We start from the raw sequence: 19,356 nt of genomic DNA, 5'->3' as shown, positions 1-19,356 counted from the left end.
ATGCCGGCCCTCCCCCTCGACGAAGCCGGCAAGTACGTGGCCGCCGCCTACATCGTCTTCGCGGTTTTGCCGGTTGTGTACGTCGCGATCCTCGGCGCCAAGCTCGCGCGCATCGAGGGGGAGCTCGCGAAACTGCTCGAGCTGACCGACGACGAGCGGTCGGCTAGGTGAGGGGGCGTGCGCGAGTGAGCGCCGGCATCGTCGCCCTTGGTGCATCGCACAAAACCGCGCCGCTTGAGCTGCGAGAGCGCCTGGCGCTACCGGAGGGTCGCGCGGCCGGTGTGCTGGCGGAGCTCACGGCGGCACCTAGCGTGCACGAGGCGGTGGCGCTGTCGACTTGCAACCGAACCGAGCTTTACCTGGTTACGGCGGACGTCGTCGCCGCCGAAAGTGCGGCCCTGACGGTCCTCGCGGGGCAGGCCGGAATTGGGCCGACGGAGCTGTCGTCGGCGCTTTACTCGTTGCGCGATCGCGACGCCGTGCGCCACCTCTTCATGGTCGCCGCCGGCCTCGACTCGATGGTGGTCGGCGAGGCGGAGATCCTGGGGCAGGTTCGGCGCGCCTACGAGCTCGCGCTCGTCGAAGGCGCGACAGGGGCAGTCACCAACCGGCTCTTCCGGGACGCCCTGGCGACCGGCAAGCGGGTGCGAACCGAGACGGCGATCGGCCGGCGCCGCGTATCGGTGCCTTCGGTCGCGGTTGAGCTCGCAGCCACCACTCTCGGCGATCTCGCAAGCCGCCGTGTCCTCGTGATCGGCGCCGGCGAGGGCGGTGAGCTAACGGCCCGGGCACTGCGCGCGCAGGGCGTGCACACGGTTTTTGTGGCGAATCGGCGCTACGACCGCGCGATCGGGCTCGCTCGGCGCTTCGGCGGAGAGGCCGTGCGCTTCGATCGGCTTCCCAGCGAACTGGTGGAAGCCGACATCGTCGTCAGCTCCACCGGCTCACCGCATCAGATCGTGGGCTGCGAGGAGCTCGAGCTGGTAATGGCTCAGCGGCAGTATCGGCCGCTGGTGATCATCGATATCGCGGTTCCGCGCGACTTCGATCCGCGCGTGCGTGGGGTGCGCGGGATCACCCTCTTCGACATGGACGACCTGCAGCGCGAGGTAGCTCGCAACCTGCGCTTGCGCGAATTCGAGCGACGCCAGGCGGAGGCGATCGTCGACGCCGAAGCTGAGCGTTTCGCCGCCTGGCTCGACGAACTCGAGGTACTGCCAACGATCGCTGCCTTGCGGCGTCAGGCGGACGCGCTGGTCGCGCAAGTCCTGGCGGAGAACGAGGGACGCTGGGAGAGCCTGTCGGCCAACGACCGCAAGCGCGTCGAAGCTCTGGCGCGTGCGCTCGCGAAGCGTCTGCTGCACCATCCGACGGCTGCCCTCAAACGGCACGCGGGTGGTGAGGCCGGTTACCGCCTCGCCCACGCGGTCCGCGAGCTGTTCGCCCTCGACCGTGCCTCCGACGCCGAGGTCGAGAGCTCGCGAGGACTGACCGAGGCGGCGCGCACGAGGGGCGCGAGGCGGCGCGCACAGCGGATTTGAGGGAGCCGCCCACCGCGAACCGCGCGACCGACTCGCCGGGCGCCGGCGATCGCCGGGCGGCGAAGCCACGCTTGCGCATCGGCACGAGACCCTCGCCGCTCGCGCGCGCACAGGCGCGTCTCGCCGCCGAGGCGCTCGGCTGTCCCTACGAGCTGGTGGTGATCCGCACTACCGGCGACGAGCCGCGTGCTGCCGTGACCGCCGACAAGGGTCGCTTCGTGAAAGAACTGGAGCTTGCGCTACTCGAACGGCGCATCGATGTCGCCGTCCACTCCGCCAAGGACGTGCCTAGCGAGCTGCCCCGCGGATTGGTGTTGGCGGCCACTGCCGCACGCGCCGATCCCCGCGACGTACTGGTCGGCGCACGCTCCCTCGCCGACCTGCCAGCGGGCGCACGGATCGGGACCGCCTCGCTGCGCCGGCGGGCGCAACTCCTTGCCGCGCGACCGGACCTGCGCGTGCTCGCTTTGCGCGGCAACGTCGACACCCGGCTGAGCCGCTTGCGGGACGGCCGCTTCGACGCGATCGTGCTCGCCGCAGCCGGCCTCGAGCGGCTGGGGATCGCCTGGGAGGGCGCTCCGATCCCAACCTCGCAGGTGCTGCCCGCTCCTGGTCAAGGCACGCTGGTGTACGAGGTCCGCGCCGACGACGAGCGAGCGCTCGCGCTCTGCCGCGCCGCCTGCGATCGGCTGGCCTGGACTGAGTTGCGCGCCGAGCGTGCGCTCGTTGCGGCGCTCGAGGCGAGCTGCGACACACCACTTGCCGCGCTCGCACGCTGCGACCCGGACAGAGCTGCGCTGTCACTCGAAGGGTGGGCGGGGGCCCCGGATGGGTCCGCGTGGGTGCGCGACCGCGTCGAGGGCAGGGACGCTGAGCCTGAGGCGCTCGGGCGGCTGCTCGCCGAGCGACTGCGCTCGGCCGGCGCGATCGAGGTGATGCGCGGCGAGCAGCCGCCCGAGCACGCGCCCGCGTAGCCTCCCGAGCATGGGCGAGGGCGCAGCGAACGAGGGAATCGTCTACCTCGTGGGCGCCGGGCCCGGTGACCGGGGCCTGGTCACCGAGCGCGCCGCCGAGCTCGTTTCGCGTGCCGACGCGATCCTCTACGACCGCCTGGTTCCGCGAGCGCTGCTCGCTCTGGCGAGCGAGCGGGCTGAACTGGTGTACGTGGGCAAAATGCCCGGCAGACCCTCGCTCCCACAAGAACAGATCAACGCCGAACTGGTGCGGCGGGGGCAGGCCGGACAGCGTGTCGTGCGACTCAAGGGCGGTGACCCGTTCGTGTTCGGGCGGGGCGGCGAGGAGGCGGAGGCGCTGGCGGCAGCCGGCGTGCCGTTCGAGGTCGTTCCCGGCGTGACAGCAGGCATCGCCGCACCGGCCTACGCGGGAATCCCGGTGACGCACCGCGCCGAGTCATCGGCGGTCGCTTTTGTCACCGCTCACGAAGATCCGACGAAGCCCTCGTCAAGCGTCGACTGGCGGGCGCTGGCAGCGTTTCCGGGGACGCTGGTCTTCTACATGGGCGTCGGTCGGCTGGCCGCCGTGAGCGAACGCCTACAAATGGAGGGCAGACCGGCATCTGAGCCTGCCGCAGTGATCGCTGACGGGACCCTGGCGACCCAACGCACAGTCAGCGGCACCTTGGCGGACATCGCCGAGCGCGTTGCGGAAGCGGGTCTGCGACCACCGGCCGTGCTCGTTTGCGGGCGCGTCGCACGGTTGCGCGAGCGGCTGGCTTGGGCTGAACGCCGGCCGTTGCACGGCGAGGTCGTCGTCGTTACTCGCGCACGCGCCCAACAGAGCGCGCTCGCCGCGCGGCTGCGCGGTCTCGGGGCGGACGTCGTCGAGGCGCCAACGATCCGCATTCGACCTTTGCCGCCACCGCCCGAGCTGGCATCGATCGACGACTACGACCTCATCTGCCTGACCAGCGCCAACGGGGCACGCTTGCTGATCGACGGCCTCTTTGCGCACGGCCGCGATGCCCGCGCACTGGCTCGAACGAAGGTCGCGGTGATCGGCCCAGGCACCGCCACAGCCCTTGCCGAGCGGGGTGTTCGAGCCGATCTGGTAGCCGAGCGTTTCGTCGCGGAGGGCCTGCTGGAGACGCTGGCGGAGTTCGACCTGGCAGGCCGCAAGGTGCTCGTCGCACGCGCCGCCGAGGCACGTGACGAGCTACCGCGGACGCTTGAGCGTCGGGGGGCGCTGGTCACCGTAGTGGCCCTCTATGAGACGACGCGTGAGCCTCTCGCCGACCACGTCCGGGAGGACCTCGAGCGGGCAACGTATCTCACCTTTACCGCCAGCTCGACCGTGCGCAGCTACCTCGAGAGCGGCGGAACTGTCCCGCGCGGCGCGCGGATCGTCTCGATCGGACCGATCACCAGCAAGGCGCTCCGGGAGGCAGGCATGCCGGTGCACGTTGAGGCGACACGTCACGACATCGACGGCTTGGTGGATGCGCTCCTCGCCGACGTCGGCGAGCGACGCGCTGCCGGGAGGGATCGATGAACCAGCAGTCCACAGGTGGCGGTCAGGCGCACCAGGGTCATCCGATCGTGACGCTGCTGACCGACTACGGCCTGGTCGACGAGTACGTCGGCGTGGTGCACGGCGTGATCGCCGGAATCTGTCCGCAGGCGCGGGTGCTCGACCTCACGCACGGCATCGAACGCCACGACATCCGGCGCGGTGCGCTCGTGCTGCGGGCGGCGCTGCCGTTCTGTCCGGTCGGCGTGCATCTCGCGATCGTCGATCCGGAGGTCGGTGCGGCACGCCGTGCAATCGCTGTGCGGACGAGCACCGGACGGTTGCTCGTGGGGCCCGACAACGGACTTCTGAGTTTGGCCTGGCAGCAGCAAGGCGGTGTTGTGGAGGCGGTCGAGATCACCCACTCGCCGCTACGACTCGAACCGGTCTCGGCGACCTTCCATGGCCGCGACATCTTCGCGCCGGTGGCCGCGCACCTGGCCGCGGGCGCGCCGCTGGCGGAGACCGGCACGCCGCTCGCGCCGGAAGAGCTCGTCGAGCTCGAAATGCCAGCCGCCGAGGTCCGCAGCCCGGGCGTCATCGCCGCGCGGGTCCTCACCTTCGACCGCTTCGGTAACGCGATCCTCTCGGCGTCGCACGAGGATGCCACCGCCGCTGGCTTGAGACTTGGGCGACCCGCCCGTCTGACACTCGGCGAGCGGTCCTGGACGTTGCTGTTCGTGCGCACCTTCGCCGACGTCGCGCCCGGCGAGCCGCTGCTCTACGAAGACTCGTGGCGGATGCTGGCGCTCGCAGTGAATCGCGGTGACGCGCGTCGCGAGTTCGGGCTGGAGGTCGATGCCGAGGTCGTGATCGAGCAGACGGAGGCGGTCGCGCAGCCTGCGGATGGCCCTGGTTCGGGCGCTCCGATGGGCGGGCCGGGCGCGTGAGCGGTGGTCGACGCAAGCGGCGACCAGCGGATCGGCTTCCCCCACCTCCACGTCCGTCGTTGCGGGTCGACCAACGACCTCGCACGAGCACTTGCTGCGCGCGGTGCGCCGCACGGCACGCTTGTCACCGCCGACGAGCAGACGGCCGGTCGGGGGCGTCAGGGACGCAGCTGGACGGCTCCCCCGGGCAGCTCCCTGCTCGCGTCCTTCCTGCTGCGCCCGCAGCGGCCACCCTCGGGACTTTTCGCACTCGCGGTGGCGCTCGCCACGGCCGAAGCCTGCGAAGAGCTCGTGCCCGGCCTCGAGGTCGGCGTCAAATGGCCTAACGACCTCGTAGTTGCCGGTCGCAAGCTCGCCGGGATCCTGATCGAAGGCCGCCCCCAAGAAAGCTGGCTGGTGGTCGGGATCGGCGTCAACGTGACGTTGCGCCCCGAGCAACTAGCGCCCGAGCTGGTCGATCGCGCGACGTCGCTGGCGCTGGAGGCAGAGCGACTGGGTCGGCGAGTACCGGTACCGAGCGAGCTCGCCACGGCGCTCTGCACCACGCTCGCTCGCTGGACCGAGCCGAGCGGCCTCGAGCGAGTGACGGCGGTTTGGCCGAGTCGCGACGTGTTGGCCGGCCACACCGTGCGCTGGTCGTCGGGATCCGGCATTGCGGAGGGCATCGACGAGCAAGGCCGCTTGCGGGTTAGGGTCGGTGAGCAGGAGATAACGCTGGCGGCCGGGGAGGTGCACCTCGGCACCGGCGAAGCGCCGGCCGAGACCCACTGACGGGCCTCGCTGACGGGCCTCCTCACGCAGCTTCGGCGGCGCCTTCCCCGGCCTTCGCGTTGGCGCTCTCCTGGCTCGCGCCTGCGGGCGACTCGCCGACGCCCGGCACCACATCTTCGGGGCGCACGTCGACCGCACTCGTGCCCGTGTTTTCGCTGGCGGACTGCTCGCCTTCCGCGCCGCCGTTCGTGGACTCCACTGAGACGGCTTCAGAGCCCGCAACCGGTGCCGTTTGCTGCTCGCCGGCACCCCGTCGACGCTTGCGCTGAGCGCGCCGGCGCTTGCCCTTGGGGAAGTTGCGCAAAAGTTCGCGCGCGATCGCCTGCGGCTTGCGCGCCAGCTGCATCCGCGCGCGGTCGAGCGTTTGCTGAGCCTCCGGGGTGTGAGCGGTGGCGGCGGCCAGCAACGCCGCTTGCAGTCGGCGATCCTGCCCTTGGGCGGCCTGAACCAGCTTGCGCGCGTTGCGCGCGTGGGCCGTCCCCGAAGAGTTGACGAGCAGGCCCAACAGCCGCTTGGCCTCCGGCCAGCGCTGGGTGGCGTACTGCTCGTGCACTTCCCGGCTGTACTCGGCGAGATGCCAAAGCCAGCGTGCGGCCTGCTCGCGGCGCCCGAGCGGACGATCGGCGAGGATCTGCAGGAGCACCCGTACGCCCTCTCGGCGTTCTTCACGGGACCACGAGCCGACGATCTCGACCGCCTCGTCGAAAGCCTCCGGATCGCGCAGCGCGCCGATCTCTTGGAGCGCCTTCAAGCGCAGCTGGGTGTTGCGGTTGCGGCGCAGACAGTTGATCAGGAACAGGCGCCGCAGCTCGCCGGTGCGATCGAAGTGCAACATCGCCTTCGCCCGCCGCCAGTTGGCTTGGGAGACACGTGCCCCGGCGAGCATCGCCCACGCTTGCTGCTCGCCCCAGGGGAGGTGTTCGACGGCGATCCGCCAGAGCTCGCGTTCGAAGACTTGTGCCCTTCGCTCCGGATCGGCGGTCACAGGCACCACTCGTTTCTCGACCCGAATGCGTCGACCGCGCGCCCGCCTCACCGGGCCGACGACGATCGCCCCGCCTCGATAGACGTCGCGATCGAGCAAGCTGTGAAGGGTCACTACGGGATCGTCGTTGCGAGTCGCCGGGTGGACGAAGTCGACGACGATCCCCGCTTCCTTCTGTGGGTGCTTGCGCGTCACGCGTCCCACACGCTGCTGATAGACGCGACGCGACGCGGTCGGCGCGAGATGCATGCAGACGGTCGCCTTCGGCGAGTTCCAGCCCTCGGCCAGGAGTTGCGCGTTGACGAGAACGTCGATCTCGCAACGCTCGTAGGAAGCGAGGATGCGCGCCAGCTCACGTTTCGGTGTCTCTCCGGAAACCGCTACGGCCCTCACGCCGACCGCTCGCAACGCCTCCGCCACGTGATGCGCGTGCTTTACGCCAGCCGCGTAAATAACGCCCGGCATGCCCCGGAAACGCGACTTGTAGAGGTCGGCGATAGCGAAGTTGAAAGGCTGCTGGTCGAGCAGTGCGGCTAGCTCTTCCTGATCGAAGTCCTGATCGACCTCACCGCGCCGGAGCGGAACCTTCGCGATCGAGCGCACCCCGGGCCCCGGCGGGATGCGAATCGCCCGCAGCGGTGCGATCACCCCTCGTCGCGCCGCCTGGGCGAGATCGAAACGGGACGTTTGGGTCGGGAAGAGGTCGGTCACATGGCGCGCGATCAGGGCGCCGGTGGCGGTCATTCCGATGAACACCGGACCTACCCAGTTGCGGATCGCCTCGCTTGTCTTCTCGCCGAGCGCGGTGTGGGCCTCGTCGCAGATCACCACCGTGTAGGCATCGGAGATGCGCCCAGCGTTGCGCACGAACCACTGGTAGGTCTCAACCGTCACCGGCCCGTCGGCGGGCGGGTCGGGATCCGGCTGCAGTCGCGGCGGCCGGATGCGCTCGCCGTAGCCGCGGTCGCGCAGCTCGCCGAGGAACTGATCGACGAGGTTCCGTCGGTGCGTGAGGATCAACACGCCACCGGTACGCGACGCGTCGACAAAGCCCAGTGCGGCAACGGTTTTGCCGGCGCCGGTGGCGTGCTCGAACCAGAAGCGGCGAGCGGCTCCTGGGTCCTCCTCGTCGCGCGCGCCCTCGCCCGAAGCTTCCTCCTCGTCCCAATCGATCGGCTCCTCGTCGGCCTCCAGGAACTCCTCGTCGCCCTCGCCTGCGTCGCCGCTTGCCGCGGCCACCGGCGCTGCCTCCCCGCCGTCGTCGATCGCCGGCTGCAAGCGCCCTTGATCGCCCCCGTCGGGCGCGCTGCCCGTTGTTTCGCGCTCCGCGAGCTGGCGGCGGCTTTGCAGCTCGGCGGTGAGCGCGACCAGGGTTCCCGAGAGCGCGTCGACCTGATGCGCAGACAGGACCGTGCCGTCCGCGAGCTTCGGCTCGTCCTGACTCAGGAGGCGCTCGAGCCCCAGCAGCAACGAGTAGTCCTGACGCCACCGCACCGACGGGTATTCGCGACCGGCAGCGATCTCGGCGAGGGCATCGTCGAGCGCCATCCGTCGGGCGGTCCCCTCCGCGAGCACGACTTGTGGGTCCTCGCCCTCGTGGACGAAACGCTCACGGGCGAACCGCTCCGCGCGTTCCAGATCGGCCGCGGAGAAAGGAAGCGTTGCGGCGAGCGTGGGTGTTTCAGCCAACGTGGCGTCCTCTCAAGGCAGGGAGCCCGCAACGCCTGCGCGACGCATGGCGCATGCCGGCGGGCCCGACCCAGTCTTCGCCGCCGCTGGCGCGCCGCCTTCAGCGCGCGACACGGCAGCGAGCCCGCCCGGTCCTCACGGACCGTAGAGGTCACGTCAATTACAGCACACGCGCGAGCGTCCGAGACCTGTTCGAGCAGATCGAGCCTTGTGCGCGACCCTTGTGCGAACCTTGCGGCGTGGGTGACGGCCGCTTCCTCAACCGGGCGCCCAGTGGCGCTCGCATCGCACTGGTGGTTGCGCTGACAGTTTCGCTGAGCGCCTGCGGTGCGGGTCAACGCGATGCGACGCGCCCGGTGCCACGCATCCAGCAAGCGCCGCCGCCGCTCGCTCGCCTGTACGCGCAGCCGAGCACGCTGCGCCCGGCTGACGAGAAGTCCCTGCAGCGCACCCTCCAAGGTCTTCGCGGGTACCCGGTCGTGGTCAACAAGTGGGCGTCGTGGTGCGGGCCTTGTCGCGCCGAGTTTCCGCTGCTGCGCGAGGCCGCCCTGCGGCTCGGCCGACGCGTGGCGTTCGTCGGTTTAAACAGCGAGGACGCCAGCGGGCCAGCACGGTCGTTCCTGCGCGAGGAGCCGGTTCCCTACCCGTCGCTACGCGACGGTGACGGGGCGCTCGCTCGTTCGCTCGGCATCGAACGCGTATTCCCGGCGACGGTGTTTTTCGATCGTCGTGGTCGCCGTACGCACGTGAAGTACGGTCCCTACCGTACGCTCGCCGAGCTGTTGAGCGACGTCGAGCGTTATGCGCTTTGACCAACGGGGCGCGGCAGCGCCCCCTGAGGTGCGGATCGATCCGCTGAGCGGTCTGCACGTCCTCATCGCCCACAGCCGTGCGTCACGACCAGGCGCCTGGCTTACGCCCGGCGAGCGTGATGACGAAGAGCGACTTGACACTGCCAGCGATCCCTTCGCCGAAGGCAACGAACAGCTGACCCCGCCGGAAATCGACGCCGACCGAGTCAGCGGCAGTGCACCGAACCAACCCGGTTGGCGCGTGCGCGTCGTACCGAACAAGTTCCCAGCCCTGACGGCGCCGGTCGCTGACGCGGACGCAAGCCCGCTCGAGGAGTTCGGCGGACGTGGCGAGGTCGACCTGTTCGTCTCGCGCCCCGCGTTCGGCGCCCACGAGGTGATCATCAACAGCCCGCGACCGGTCACCTCGCTCGCCGACCTCAGCCGCGACGAGCTCGCGCGCGCGCTCACCGTCTGGCGCCGCCGGATACGGGCCGGTCGCGCCCTCGGCTACCCCCACCTGATCGTCAACGAGGGTCGTGCGGCGGGAGCCTCCCTGCCCCACACCCACGCGCAGCTCTACGTGTTGCCGTTCGTACCCGCCCAGGTAGCGCGTGAGCGGGAGCGCTTCACTGCGTACTTCGAACGCACTCAGGGCCGCAATCTGCTGGCGGACCTCGTGCAGCAGGAGGTCCGAAACGGTGAGCGGTTGGTCGCAGTCGACGACGAGTGTGTGGCCTTCTGCCCCTTCGCTGCGCGCGCCCCCTTCCACGTTGTGATAGCTCCCCGTCGGCCACGGCCACGCTTCGAGGACGAGGACGGTCCGTTCGCCGCGAACCTCCTAGCCGAAGTGCTCGATCGTCTAGGGAGCGCGTGCGGCGACAAGCCGCCGCTCAACCTCTTCGTCCGAACCGCGCCGGACGATGCCACCGCGTTCTGCTGGCGGCTCGAGCTCTTGCCCCGCCTCGCCCAGCCGGCTGGGCTTGAGCTCGGGGCGGGTGTTCACTGCTGCCCTCTAGCACCGGAGCAGGCGGCACGCCTGCTGCGTTGAGCGGGGGCGGCGTGTTGGACGCGTGACGACGGCGATCGAGGGTTTACCCTGCGCAGCGACCGCGCCCCCGTAGCTCAGTGGATAGAGCACGCGCCTCCTAAGCGCGGTGTCGCAGGTTCGATTCCTGCCGGGGGCATCGGCCGACGGCCGCCCGACGGCGACGCCGTCGCCCGGCGACGCTGCTGCCCGGCGACGCCGCTGCACCAACAGCGGATGGTCGCTACGGCGAGCGCTCGGGGTCGAGATCTTCGATCGTCGTCAGCGCCAGGTACGGCAGCTCGCCGTCGAGCGCGGCGACCACCCGCTCGCGACCTCCCGCCAGGCGATCCAACACCGCGAGCGCACCTACCAGCTCGGCGCCTTCGGCACGCGCTCGCTCGATCGCTTGGACGAGCGAGCTCCCGCTCGTCACCACGTCCTCGACGACCAGACAACGCACGCCGGCGATCGGGGGACCTTCTATCCACTTGCCGAGACCGTGTCGCTTGGGCTCCTTGCGCACCAGAAAGGCGCGCAATCGAGGGTCTGCGGCGATCGCCGCGCAGGCGATCGGGTCGGCGCCGAGCGTGAGCCCCCCGACCGCCTCTGCACCAAGCTGGCGCGCCACCTCCGCGACCAGCGAGCCGACGAGACCGAAAGCGGGTTGCGCGAGCAGCACCCGCCGGCAATCGACGTAGTAAGAGGCGCGGGCACCGCTAGCGAGCACGAAGTCACCGAACACCAGCGCCTCGGCACGCAACAAACGCGCGAGCTCGGTCCGTGCGTTCTCCGGGACGGTAAGCGGCGCAGCGGCGACTGGACGCCTCTGCTGCGCTTTCACGGGACTTCCCTTATCGGCCTCATCTCGCAACGTGCTGCGGCCGATAGTAAGGCTGCAATGCGAACACTGCTGCGGCTGTTTGCGATCGGCGCGAGCCTCGTGATCGTCCTTAGCTTCGCCATGTTCGCAGCCGATCAGGGGGCCAAGGGGCGAGACGAGCAGCTCACGCAGCTCCAGCAGGAGGCGGGCACGCCAGCGCCCGCTGCCGCAGCGGAGCGGCAGCGCGAGCGCCAGCACGGTCGCGTGCGCGAGGTGATCGAGGACGCCAACGATTTCCTGCTTAAGCCCTTCGTGGGCGTGGCGCCCAGCTCCAATCCCTGGGTAGCGCGTTCGGTACCGGCCCTGCTCGGCCTTTTGACCTGGGGCCTGTTGCTGGGATTCTTGGCGAACCTTTTGCCGCAACGCCGTCGCGAGATCCGTGACTGGCGAACCGGCCAACCGATCTGACTAACGCGCTAAGCTGCTCGCGTCGCGCTCGGGTTCGCTCGAGCGCAATCGACAAGACAGGACTTGCAAGCCCAGGGCCGAGTCTTCGTGCCACCAGGTGCGGAGAGCGGGGGACCCAAGGACCCAACGGGTCGGGGGCGAATCGCCGTCTTAGCACGGCGTAGCGCGACTTCCAGCGCGAGCCCGACAGCTAACCCCGTAGGCCGCGACGGAAGGGGAGCGTGGTCCAGGTATGCAAGAGAAGCGAGATCTCGCTTCGAAGGAGCTGTGGCAGAGGGACCTCGAGCGGTCGCTTCGGCGACGCCGGTTGGCGCCGGTCGCTCGTCGCGAGCTAGCCAGGCGCCGGCGAGTTTCCGTCGCGATGCTCACTGCCGCACTCGCTGGCAACGCCGCTCCCGCCGGGGCGGCGATGCGCGGTAGCAACCCGAAGACCGGAGACGCCCCACCAACTCGGCGCGTGATCGAGCTGCGCGAGGGAGCGCTGCCGCTCGCCCGCGGTGCGACCGGTCCGATGGTCGCGGAGGTCCAGCGCCGCCTAGGGATCGCCGCAGACGGAATCTTCGGTCCTCAGACCGAGCGCGCAGTCCGTGCCTTCCAGCTACGCAACGGGCTTGCCGTGGACGGGATCGTCGGGCCGATCACGTGGTCGGCGCTGTTCGGCGCAGACAGCATCGCTCTGCCGGCAGCGGCGAGCGGTGGCAATGGGGGGAGCCGGTCGGCGGAGGTAACGGTCGCGGCGGCGTTCCAGCCCCGCAAGCCGCTCGAGCGTCTCCAGCGGCGCCTCGAGCGACGGGCCCGCAAGGCCGGGTTCGGCGCGACACGGCTGAGCGGTGGCGCGTACTACTCGCCGCCGGCACCTAGCCCCGCGCTCGACGAGAGTGGCGCGGCACCCCAGCCTCCACAGGGCCTCGATAGCGGACCGGCACTCGGCTCTTGCGAGAGCACGACGCGCCCGGTCAAGGGAGTCGTCACGAGCTCCTTCGGGGCGCCACGTCCCGGCCATCGCCACAGCGGTATCGACATCGCCGCACCGACGGGCACACCGGTCCGGGCGTTCACCTGCGGGACCGTCACAAACGCGGACGCCGAGAGCGGCTACGGCAACATCGTCTGCGTGCGCCATAGCGCGACGTTCGCCACCTGCTACGCGCACTTGAGCGGTTTCGCTGTTCGCTCGGGTCAGCGGGTGGCGACCGGGCAAGTCATCGGCTACGTCGGCTGCACCGGCAACTGCAGTGGCCCTCACCTGCACTTCGAAACGCGTGTGAACGGCCGACCGGTCGACCCGGCGGGGCGCTTGGCGGCTGCCGGCAGCAGCCCCGTGCGGAGTGCCGCCCGCGTTTCGGCGCACCGCTCACCCACTAAGTCGCGCAACCTCGCCCGAGGCGTCACCCCCCGGGCCAGCACGACCGCCCGCTGGAGCCAACCGCCCGCAACCGAACGGACTGCCGCAGCCAGCCCAGCCGCAACGCGCGCGCCCGCCCCGACGAGCGAGCAGCGCGTTGCGAGCGCATCGGCGAACGACGGCGCTGCAGGCAGCACGGGCCACTCGGCCGCGGGCACTTCAGACGCCCCGAGCACAAAGCCACCGAGCGCGACCGTCGAGCGCAACTCCGAGGTTTCAGGTGGCGCGGGCCAGGCCGGGCAAGCACCGGCTACGCGCTCGACCACGACCGTACCCGCGCCCGCACCCGGTACTGCGCCGGCGCCGGCGACCGCTCCTGCGCCTGCGCCGACGAGCACCTCGGGCGGCGGGAGCCAGCAGAGCGCTGTCAGCAGCACTGGCTCAACAGCGGAACAGCGGTTCGCTGAGGGCTCGGGTGGCGCGCCAGCCCCAGCGCCCGGCCCAGCTCCTGCCTCTGGCGCGGCTTCGACCAGCGCGCCCGCGCCATAACGGGAGCGTTCGGCGCCTCGCGTCTTTTCGAGCGATCAGGGAAACAACCGAAGATCCGGGAACCGCGCGAGGGTCGCGTCGTCAGACGCGACCCTCGTCGCTCGTACCGGCGCTGCGAACGCCAGTTGGCGACTCGGGCGCGCTCGGCACCACGCGGGCTGCAGTGAGTGCGACGACGAGCATGAGCGCCCCGATCGCGAACGTCACCGCATCGTGCGGTGCCTGAGTCGAGAGCGCCAGCGTGTTGTTGAAGGCGTGCAGTGCGATCGGCGCGAGCAAAGTTCCTGTGCGTTCGTAGAGGAGGCAGAGGAGCGCCCCGAAGACCGCCAACGGTGGCACCACGAGCAGCTGGTCGGCGCTCGCGAAGTTCCAGTGCAGAAGTCCAAAGACGAGACCGTCGATCGGGGCAGCGATGGCCACCGAAAAGCGGCCCCGCAGAGCGCGGTAGAAGAAGCCTCGGAAGAACAGCTCCTCGACGATCGGTGCCGCCACGACGATCAAAAAGGCGGCGACCAGGAGACCGCCGAGTCCGTCGCGTGCGCCCAGGTCTTGCGCGACCGTCTGCTCGATATCGGGACGCAGTGCGGCCGCGTAGGTGAGCGCGAAGGCGTAGTACAAAGCCGCCACTGCCGCCGTGCGCTTGGCGATCATCGCTAGGCGACCGCCACGCAGACCGAAGTCGGCGGCGCGCACCGGACCCGTGATCTGCGCGAAGAGGTAGGCAAAGGCGAGCAGCAGCGCCTCCTGTACGAGCGTCGCGAATACTCGGAAGGACGTCGTCTCCTCCGCTCGCGACTCGATCCCAAAGATCGATCCGAGCACTCCGATGGCGACCGTGATCGCCAACAAGGCAGTGACCAAGGCGGCGAACGCTTGCCAGGGATGCCAACGCACACCGCTATTGGCCACCAGATCGGTGGCGACGCCGTCATCGACTTGGTCGCGTGCTGTCTCCACGCGCGGCAACCTCAGATCCTCGAGAGTAGAGGGGGCAGCTGCGCGAGCGTGCGGATCGCCGCCAGGCACTCCGGATAGCGACCGTCGCGATCGATCACTAGAGCGGACCAACCGGCGAGCCGGGCCCCCGCAAGATCAGCGAACGGATCGTCGCCGACGTGCAGCGCTTCGTCGGGCCTCACACCGAGGCGCTCGTGGGCCACCTCGAAGAGACGTCGGTCGGGCTTCGCTACGCCTTCCTCTGCGCTCACCACGACTACGTCGAAGAACTCGCGGAGACCAAGCTCGCCCAACACCCGCTGAAGATCGCAGTCCCAATTGCTCGTCACGCCGACGCGCAAGCCGAGGGTCCGCAGCGCCTGCACTGTCGCGACGGCGTCGGGCGCCAGGCGGAAGCTGATTGCCGCCAGCAGCGCCTCGCGCACGGTCCCTAGTCGGCGCTGCGCGGGGACCGCCCCGCGGCGCAATTCGGGCAGCGCCTCAAGGACCACGCGGGCACAGTTTTCGCGCAGCTTTTCGAGGCTCCGACAGTCCCGCGCGACCAAATGGTTCGCGCGATAGAAGGCGATCTCCGCGGCCGCAGCCCGTGCCACGCGCTCCGCATCGAGCCGCCGCCCGAACCGCCTCTCCAGCTCGCGCTGCAGACGCGGCGCCAGCGGCTCGAGCTCGAGAAGGGTGCCTAGCGCATCGAAGGAGACTGCCCTCAACCGTCCGCCGCGTGCCGGCCCACGCGGCGTCGCTAGCAAAGCCGCGCACGGTAGCGGTAGCTCGTTAGGCAAGCCAACTCCAGCCGGCGTACAGCGCGGCGAACGCACCCAACCCGATCGCCCCGCATGCCGCCACGACTGACACCGCCCTGCGCTCTTCGGCCCACGCGGCGACTGCCCACGCCAGCGGAAAGAGGACAGCGACGAGCCGTGGCATCGACATCAGCGGTTGGGGCTTAGCAGGGGCGGAGATCGCAAACAGCAGCCCCGCGAGCGACCACGCGGCGAGCGGCAGCGGCACTCGCCGTCGCGAGAGCAAGACCGCCCACAGCGACAGCAGCAGGAAGCCGCAGAGCATCAGGTTCATCGCCGCGATGCGGTACGGATCACCCGCTGCTACACCGAAGAAGACCGGCTCGCGGGCACCCGCGGCGAGTTGGCGCAGACCCAGCCACGCCGCCGCAAGCCCGTGCCACGCTCCCAACACCGGGCCCGTCGTCTCGCGCGCCCACGCTGACTGGATCTGCGCGAACGCAAGCGGCTCGGCGCCGCCGGCCCACAAGCCGAGCGCGAAGGCAGCTAGGCCGAGTGGGCAGAGCAACAACGACAAGAGGGTCGCGCGGGAAACCTCGCCAACTCTTCGACGCCGCCACCAGTAGAGGGCCAACGGCACGATCAGCAAAACCCCTAGCGAGCGTGTGGCGGCCGCGGCCGCAGCGAGCCCACCAGCCAACCAGAGGCTCCCGTAGGCAGCGCACCACAGGGCAGCCGCCGACAGCAGCAGGAACAGGCTCTCCGCGTACGGCACTCCGAACCACAGAGACCCAGGGAACACCGCCATCAACAGAACCGTCGCCTTCGCAATGGCGTTGCCACTGCTCCGGCGCACAAGTGCGTAAACGCAGCAAAGGCCAGCGCAGAAGGCCGCTAACGAGAGCACGTAAGCAGCCAGCAAGTTGGCACCCGGAGTTCCGCCGCCGAGCTCCCCGAGCATCCTCACCAGCAGCGGATACAGCGGGAAGAACGCAGCTTTTAGACCGGGGGCGGACCCATAGCCCTGATCTGCGATCCGCAGGTACCAAACCGCATCCCAACGCGCCAGCGGCGCGAGCAGCAGGTCAAGTGGGTCACCGAAGGGGTGCGTAAGGGTGGGGTCGTCGAAGCGCCTGGCGTTCAGCCCCCCAAGCGAGCCGGCCGCCTCCGGGCCTGCGGTGAGCAGCGCCGCGAAGGTTGCCACAAGCCAAACCACAAGACGTGTAATCAGCACAACCGCGATCACCCACAGAAACTCTTGCTTGCTCAGCGCGGTTGCCAGACCAGCGCGCAGCCGCTGGCGCACAGCCGCCCTCGGCGCGACCGCTCTAGCCTGCAGCACCATGCCCGATTTGTACCTGGGCGCCTCGTTCTTCGCGGAGTATCGGCGCGAGCTCACGGCAGCCGCCACCTTCCTGGGCGCGCTGGCGCTAGCGGAGCTGCTCGATCGGGCGCTGTCGCGACGAACCGGGAGCCTGCGTGCCGCCCTCGGCACCGAACAATTGTCGCCCGAATTGCGCACCCGGCTACGCCTGGTACGCCGCTTGGTGTTCGCCGCGATCGTGATGCTTGGCGCGGCCCTGGCGCTCGCTCAGTTTCCCGACGTTCGGCGCCTCGCCACCGGCCTGCTGGCCTCCTCGGCGGTGCTCGGCATCGTTGTCGGTTTCGCTGCCCGCCAGACTCTCGCCAACGCCATCGCCGGCATCCTGATCGCGATCACGCAGCCAATTCGGGTGGGCGACGTGGTGTCTTTCGAAGGTCGGCGAGGGCAGGTCGAGGACCTGGCCCTCAGCTACACCACCATCCGCCTCGCTGACGGCGCGTGCTTGCTCGTGCCCAACGAGCGACTGGTGCAAACGCCGCTCGAGAATCACACCCTGCGGAGCGGCCGAGTACTCGTCGAAGCGGCAGTTTGGGTCGCTCGCGACATCGATCTCGAACGCGCCACGCGCCTGCCGCGCAGCCGCGGCCTTGAGGTGCAAGTGGGGGCCACCGACAAGGACGCGGTCGAACTGGTAGCGCTCTTGCGACTGGAGCCAGGAGCCGACTGGCAGGCGGCGCGCGCCGAGCTGCTGCGAGCCTGGCTTGCTGATCTTGCAACCGAGCCACCCGCCAAAGGGCCAGAAGTATCCTCGCCGGTAGCCGATTGAGGCGCAGGCGCCGCTAGTTCGCGATCCGGCGCGCCGCGCTCACGATGACCTACCGACGCAGACAGAGGCGCAGACGGCGCTCGCACCGGGGCTTGTTGGCCTTGGCGAGCGTGCTGCTGCTCAGCGCGGGGATCGCCGTGATCACGCTTGTCGGCTATGTGCTTGCGATCGCCGCGACGGCGCCCGATCTCAGCGAGCTCAAACCGATCGACAAGGGTCGTACTTCGGTTGTTTACGCGGCCGACGGGTCGCGACTCGGCTTTGTCCAGTCGGACGTGATCCGCACGCCGATCCCCTGGAGCCAAATGCCGAAGCACCTGCGCGACGCAACGGTCGCAATCGAAGACTCGCGCTTCTGGCACCACCGCGGCGTCGACTACGGCGCGATCGTGCGCGCAGGCATTCGCAATCTCCAGTCGGGTCGCACCGTTCAGGGCGGTTCGACGATCACGCAGCAACTCGTGCGGGCGCTCTACATCAAGGATCCCCAGCGCAACTTCGCACGCAAGATCCGCGAGGCGAAGCTGGCTTCCGAGCTCGAGAAGCGACGCTCCAAGCGCTGGATCCTGACCACCTACCTAAATACCGTGCCCTACGGAACCGTCCAAGGTCGCACCGCCCTCGGCGTCGAGGCGGCAGCAGAGACCTTCTTCTCCAAACACGCCCGCGATTTGACGTTGCCGGAAGCAGCACTCCTCGCCGGACTTCCGCAGGCACCCTCTTACTACAACCCGTTCCGCAACCCGCGCGCCGCACTGGAGCGCCGTAACGAGGTGCTCGAGCGGATGGCCAAACTCGGCTACATCTCGCGGCCGGAGGCGGAGGCGGCAAAGACCGAGCCGCTCGGTCTGCGACGCGGCACTACGTACACGGTGCGGCGCGAACCGTACTTCTTCGACTACGTCCAAGAGCGACTAATCGAGCGCTACGGAATCAACGTTTTCCGGCGTGGTGGTCTGCGCGTTTACACGACTATCGATCCGACCTTGCAGGAAGCTGCACGCCGGGCAATACAAGGACAGCTTGGCCTCCCCGGCGACCCAGCGGCAGCGGTCGTGTCGATCGATCCGGCGACCGGCTACATCCGCGCGATGGCGGCGAGCTCCAACTACCGCGACACCACCTTCAACCTCGCCGCGCAGGGCCGTCGTCAACCGGGGTCGGCATTTAAGACCTTCGTGTTGGCGGCTGCGGTCGAACGGGGGGTCGATCCGGATCGCACGGTCTATGTCTCTAAGCCATTGAACCTGCAGGTCCCCGGCTACGGGCCGTGGCAGGTAAAGACCTACGACAACACCTACGGCGGCGCGATGACGCTGACACGGGCAACGCTCCGCTCCGACAACACCGTTTACGCGCAGCTCATCCTCGACCTCGGTCCCAAAGCCGTCTGCGAAGAGGCGCGCAAGCTCGGTATCCGCACCAAGCTCGACTGCTACCCAGCGGAGGGACTCGGCGGGTTGCGTATCGGCGTCTCGCCACTAGAGATGGCGAACGCCTACGCGACGCTCGCCTCCGGCGGCATCCGCAACGAACCAGAGGCGATCCTCAAGGTCGTCTTCCCGAACGGCAAGGTTGACGAGCTTGGTAAGCCCCAACGCAAGCGCGTGATGAGCGCCGGCGCCGCCTACGTCGTTACCCGCATACTGCGGCAGAACGTGCTCTCCGGCACCGGCACCCGCGCCAACATCGGCTGCCCGGCGGCTGGCAAGACCGGCACCACCGATAACTACAACGACGCCTGGTTCGTCGGTTATACGCCGAAGCTCGCGACTGCGGTCTGGGTGGGCTACCCGAACGCCCTCGTCGAGATGAGAAACGTGCACGGCATTACGGTCGCCGGCGGCACCTTCCCGGCGGCGATCTGGCACGACTACATGCAGATCGCACGCAAAGGTGACTGCAGCGACTTCCCGGTGCCGCCGAGCATGCCTTCGCTATCGCCGTTCTTGAGCAGTCGTTCGGTTACGGGCGCCCGCGGTAGCTACCGGTCCTACACCCCACCGAGCGTCGTGCCTCGCGCAGCACCACAGTCGGGCGGCGCAACCGGCCGCTACGACCCTCGTTTCTACGAAACACCGCCACAACCCCCGCCGCGCTGACG

17 protein-coding genes, 1 tRNA gene and 1 riboswitch are annotated in these 19,356 nt (G+C 69.4%); of the genes, 13 read left to right on the top strand and 5 right to left on the bottom strand.

Annotated features, from left to right (window positions below; all coding sequences use genetic code 11):
* The 6 genes from BLW41_RS10870 to BLW41_RS03605 are packed head-to-tail and all read left to right on the top strand — an operon-like array spanning position 1 to position 5,728.
* Entirely contained in the window at positions 1 to 171 is a 171-nt protein-coding gene (locus BLW41_RS10870; protein WP_177169304.1) for a hypothetical protein, read from the top strand.
* A gap of 14 nt (positions 172 to 185) precedes the next feature.
* Positions 186 to 1,541: a glutamyl-tRNA reductase gene (gene hemA, locus BLW41_RS03625; RefSeq protein WP_177169303.1), complete on the top strand. Its 1,356-nt coding sequence runs from the start codon at positions 186 to 188 to the stop codon at positions 1,539 to 1,541.
* Positions 1,538 to 2,515: a hydroxymethylbilane synthase gene (hemC, locus tag BLW41_RS03620; RefSeq protein ID WP_093116290.1), complete on the top strand. Its 978-nt coding sequence runs from the start codon at positions 1,538 to 1,540 to the stop codon at positions 2,513 to 2,515. The genes hemA and hemC overlap by 4 nt, the downstream gene beginning before the upstream one ends.
* 10 nt (positions 2,516 to 2,525) lie before the next feature.
* On the top strand, positions 2,526 to 4,049 hold the full coding sequence (gene cobA / locus BLW41_RS03615; RefSeq protein WP_093116288.1) for a uroporphyrinogen-III C-methyltransferase: 1,524 nt from the start codon (positions 2,526 to 2,528) through the stop codon (positions 4,047 to 4,049).
* Positions 4,046 to 4,957, top strand: a complete 912-nt coding sequence (locus BLW41_RS03610; protein ID WP_093116286.1) for an SAM hydrolase/SAM-dependent halogenase family protein — start codon at positions 4,046 to 4,048, stop codon at positions 4,955 to 4,957. Before cobA ends, BLW41_RS03610 begins: the two co-directional genes overlap by 4 nt.
* Before the next feature lie 3 nt (positions 4,958 to 4,960).
* Entirely contained in the window at positions 4,961 to 5,728 is a 768-nt protein-coding gene (locus tag BLW41_RS03605) for a biotin--[acetyl-CoA-carboxylase] ligase (RefSeq protein WP_093116284.1), read from the top strand.
* 22 nt (positions 5,729 to 5,750) lie between these two features.
* Here BLW41_RS03605 and BLW41_RS03600 read toward each other — a convergent pair whose 3' ends face one another.
* On the bottom strand, positions 5,751 to 8,402 hold the full coding sequence (locus tag BLW41_RS03600; protein ID WP_093116282.1) for a DEAD/DEAH box helicase: 2,652 nt from the start codon (positions 8,400 to 8,402) through the stop codon (positions 5,751 to 5,753).
* 239 nt (positions 8,403 to 8,641) lie between these two features.
* Here BLW41_RS03600 and BLW41_RS03595 point away from each other — a divergent pair, with 239 nt between their 5' ends.
* The 3 genes from BLW41_RS03595 (at position 8,642) to BLW41_RS03585 (ending at position 10,380) form a co-directional block, all read left to right on the top strand.
* Positions 8,642 to 9,214 carry a TlpA family protein disulfide reductase gene (locus BLW41_RS03595; RefSeq protein ID WP_177169302.1) on the top strand — a complete coding sequence of 191 codons (573 nt, stop codon included), beginning with the start codon at positions 8,642 to 8,644 and terminating at the stop codon, positions 9,212 to 9,214.
* A 28-nt stretch (positions 9,215 to 9,242) separates the two neighbouring features.
* The gene (locus BLW41_RS03590; RefSeq protein ID WP_177169301.1) at positions 9,243 to 10,244 is read left to right on the top strand and encodes a galactose-1-phosphate uridylyltransferase; all 1,002 of its coding nucleotides are present in this window, start codon (positions 9,243 to 9,245) and stop codon (positions 10,242 to 10,244) included.
* Positions 10,245 to 10,307: 63 nt separating this feature from the next.
* Positions 10,308 to 10,380 (top strand) — tRNA-Arg (locus tag BLW41_RS03585).
* Positions 10,381 to 10,464: 84 nt separating this feature from the next.
* On the opposite strand, the gene pyrE is transcribed toward BLW41_RS03585, so the two are convergent.
* Positions 10,465 to 11,064 carry an orotate phosphoribosyltransferase gene (gene pyrE / locus BLW41_RS03580; RefSeq protein WP_177169300.1) on the bottom strand — a complete coding sequence of 200 codons (600 nt, stop codon included), beginning with the start codon at positions 11,062 to 11,064 and terminating at the stop codon, positions 10,465 to 10,467.
* A gap of 57 nt (positions 11,065 to 11,121) precedes the next feature.
* On the opposite strand from pyrE, the gene BLW41_RS03575 reads away from it, so the two are divergent.
* Together BLW41_RS03575 and BLW41_RS03570 are read left to right on the top strand one after the other, a co-directional pair.
* Positions 11,122 to 11,511 carry a hypothetical protein gene (locus tag BLW41_RS03575; protein ID WP_093116276.1) on the top strand — a complete coding sequence of 130 codons (390 nt, stop codon included), beginning with the start codon at positions 11,122 to 11,124 and terminating at the stop codon, positions 11,509 to 11,511.
* A 65-nt stretch (positions 11,512 to 11,576) separates the two neighbouring features.
* A riboswitch (cyclic di-AMP (ydaO/yuaA leader) is annotated at positions 11,577 to 11,731 on the top strand.
* Between the two features lie 12 nt (positions 11,732 to 11,743).
* Positions 11,744 to 13,405, top strand: a complete 1,662-nt coding sequence (locus BLW41_RS03570; protein WP_093116274.1) for a peptidoglycan DD-metalloendopeptidase family protein — start codon at positions 11,744 to 11,746, stop codon at positions 13,403 to 13,405.
* An 81-nt stretch (positions 13,406 to 13,486) separates the two neighbouring features.
* On the opposite strand, the gene BLW41_RS03565 is transcribed toward BLW41_RS03570, so the two are convergent.
* From BLW41_RS03565 to BLW41_RS10680, 3 genes are all read right to left on the bottom strand, one after another.
* Positions 13,487 to 14,362, bottom strand: coding sequence for a CPBP family intramembrane glutamic endopeptidase (locus BLW41_RS03565; RefSeq protein ID WP_143038563.1), 876 nt, complete (start codon positions 14,360 to 14,362; stop codon positions 13,487 to 13,489).
* Positions 14,363 to 14,373: 11 nt separating this feature from the next.
* Positions 14,374 to 15,069 carry an HAD family hydrolase gene (locus tag BLW41_RS03560; protein WP_177169299.1) on the bottom strand — a complete coding sequence of 232 codons (696 nt, stop codon included), beginning with the start codon at positions 15,067 to 15,069 and terminating at the stop codon, positions 14,374 to 14,376.
* A 64-nt stretch (positions 15,070 to 15,133) separates the two neighbouring features.
* Positions 15,134 to 16,447 carry a mannosyltransferase family protein gene (locus tag BLW41_RS10680; protein WP_143038562.1) on the bottom strand — a complete coding sequence of 438 codons (1,314 nt, stop codon included), beginning with the start codon at positions 16,445 to 16,447 and terminating at the stop codon, positions 15,134 to 15,136.
* On the opposite strand from BLW41_RS10680, the gene BLW41_RS03555 reads away from it, so the two are divergent.
* Positions 16,446 to 17,252 carry a mechanosensitive ion channel family protein gene (locus tag BLW41_RS03555; protein WP_143038561.1) on the top strand — a complete coding sequence of 269 codons (807 nt, stop codon included), beginning with the start codon at positions 16,446 to 16,448 and terminating at the stop codon, positions 17,250 to 17,252. The genes BLW41_RS10680 and BLW41_RS03555 overlap by 2 nt on opposite strands.
* 110 nt (positions 17,253 to 17,362) lie before the next feature.
* Positions 17,363 to 19,354 (top strand): transglycosylase domain-containing protein, encoded by a 1,992-nt coding sequence (locus BLW41_RS03550; protein WP_245689044.1) that lies wholly within the window; start codon positions 17,363 to 17,365, stop codon positions 19,352 to 19,354.
* Positions 19,355 to 19,356 lie beyond the last annotated feature (2 nt).

The sequence above is a fragment of the Thermoleophilum album genome (assembly GCF_900108055.1).
GTDB lineage: Bacteria > Actinomycetota > Thermoleophilia > Solirubrobacterales > Thermoleophilaceae > Thermoleophilum > Thermoleophilum album.
This window is presented reverse-complemented; position numbering and strand designations above follow the sequence as displayed.

Bases quoted from the DNA above. Each gene is read 5' to 3' on its own strand.
- BLW41_RS03570 (WP_093116274.1), top strand. From the start codon at position 11,744: ATGCAAGAGAAGCGAGATCTCGCTTCGAAGGAGCTGTGGCAGAGGGAC.
- BLW41_RS03610 (WP_093116286.1), top strand. From the start codon at position 4,046: ATGAACCAGCAGTCCACAGGTGGCGGTCAGGCGCACCAGGGTCATCCG.
- BLW41_RS03575 (WP_093116276.1), top strand. From the start codon at position 11,122: ATGCGAACACTGCTGCGGCTGTTTGCGATCGGCGCGAGCCTCGTGATC.
- BLW41_RS03555 (WP_143038561.1), top strand. From the start codon at position 16,446: ATGCCCGATTTGTACCTGGGCGCCTCGTTCTTCGCGGAGTATCGGCGC.
- BLW41_RS10870 (WP_177169304.1), top strand. From the start codon at position 1: ATGCCGGCCCTCCCCCTCGACGAAGCCGGCAAGTACGTGGCCGCCGCC.
- cobA (WP_093116288.1), top strand. From the start codon at position 2,526: ATGGGCGAGGGCGCAGCGAACGAGGGAATCGTCTACCTCGTGGGCGCC.
- BLW41_RS10680 (WP_143038562.1), bottom strand. From the start codon at position 16,447: ATGGTGCTGCAGGCTAGAGCGGTCGCGCCGAGGGCGGCTGTGCGCCAG.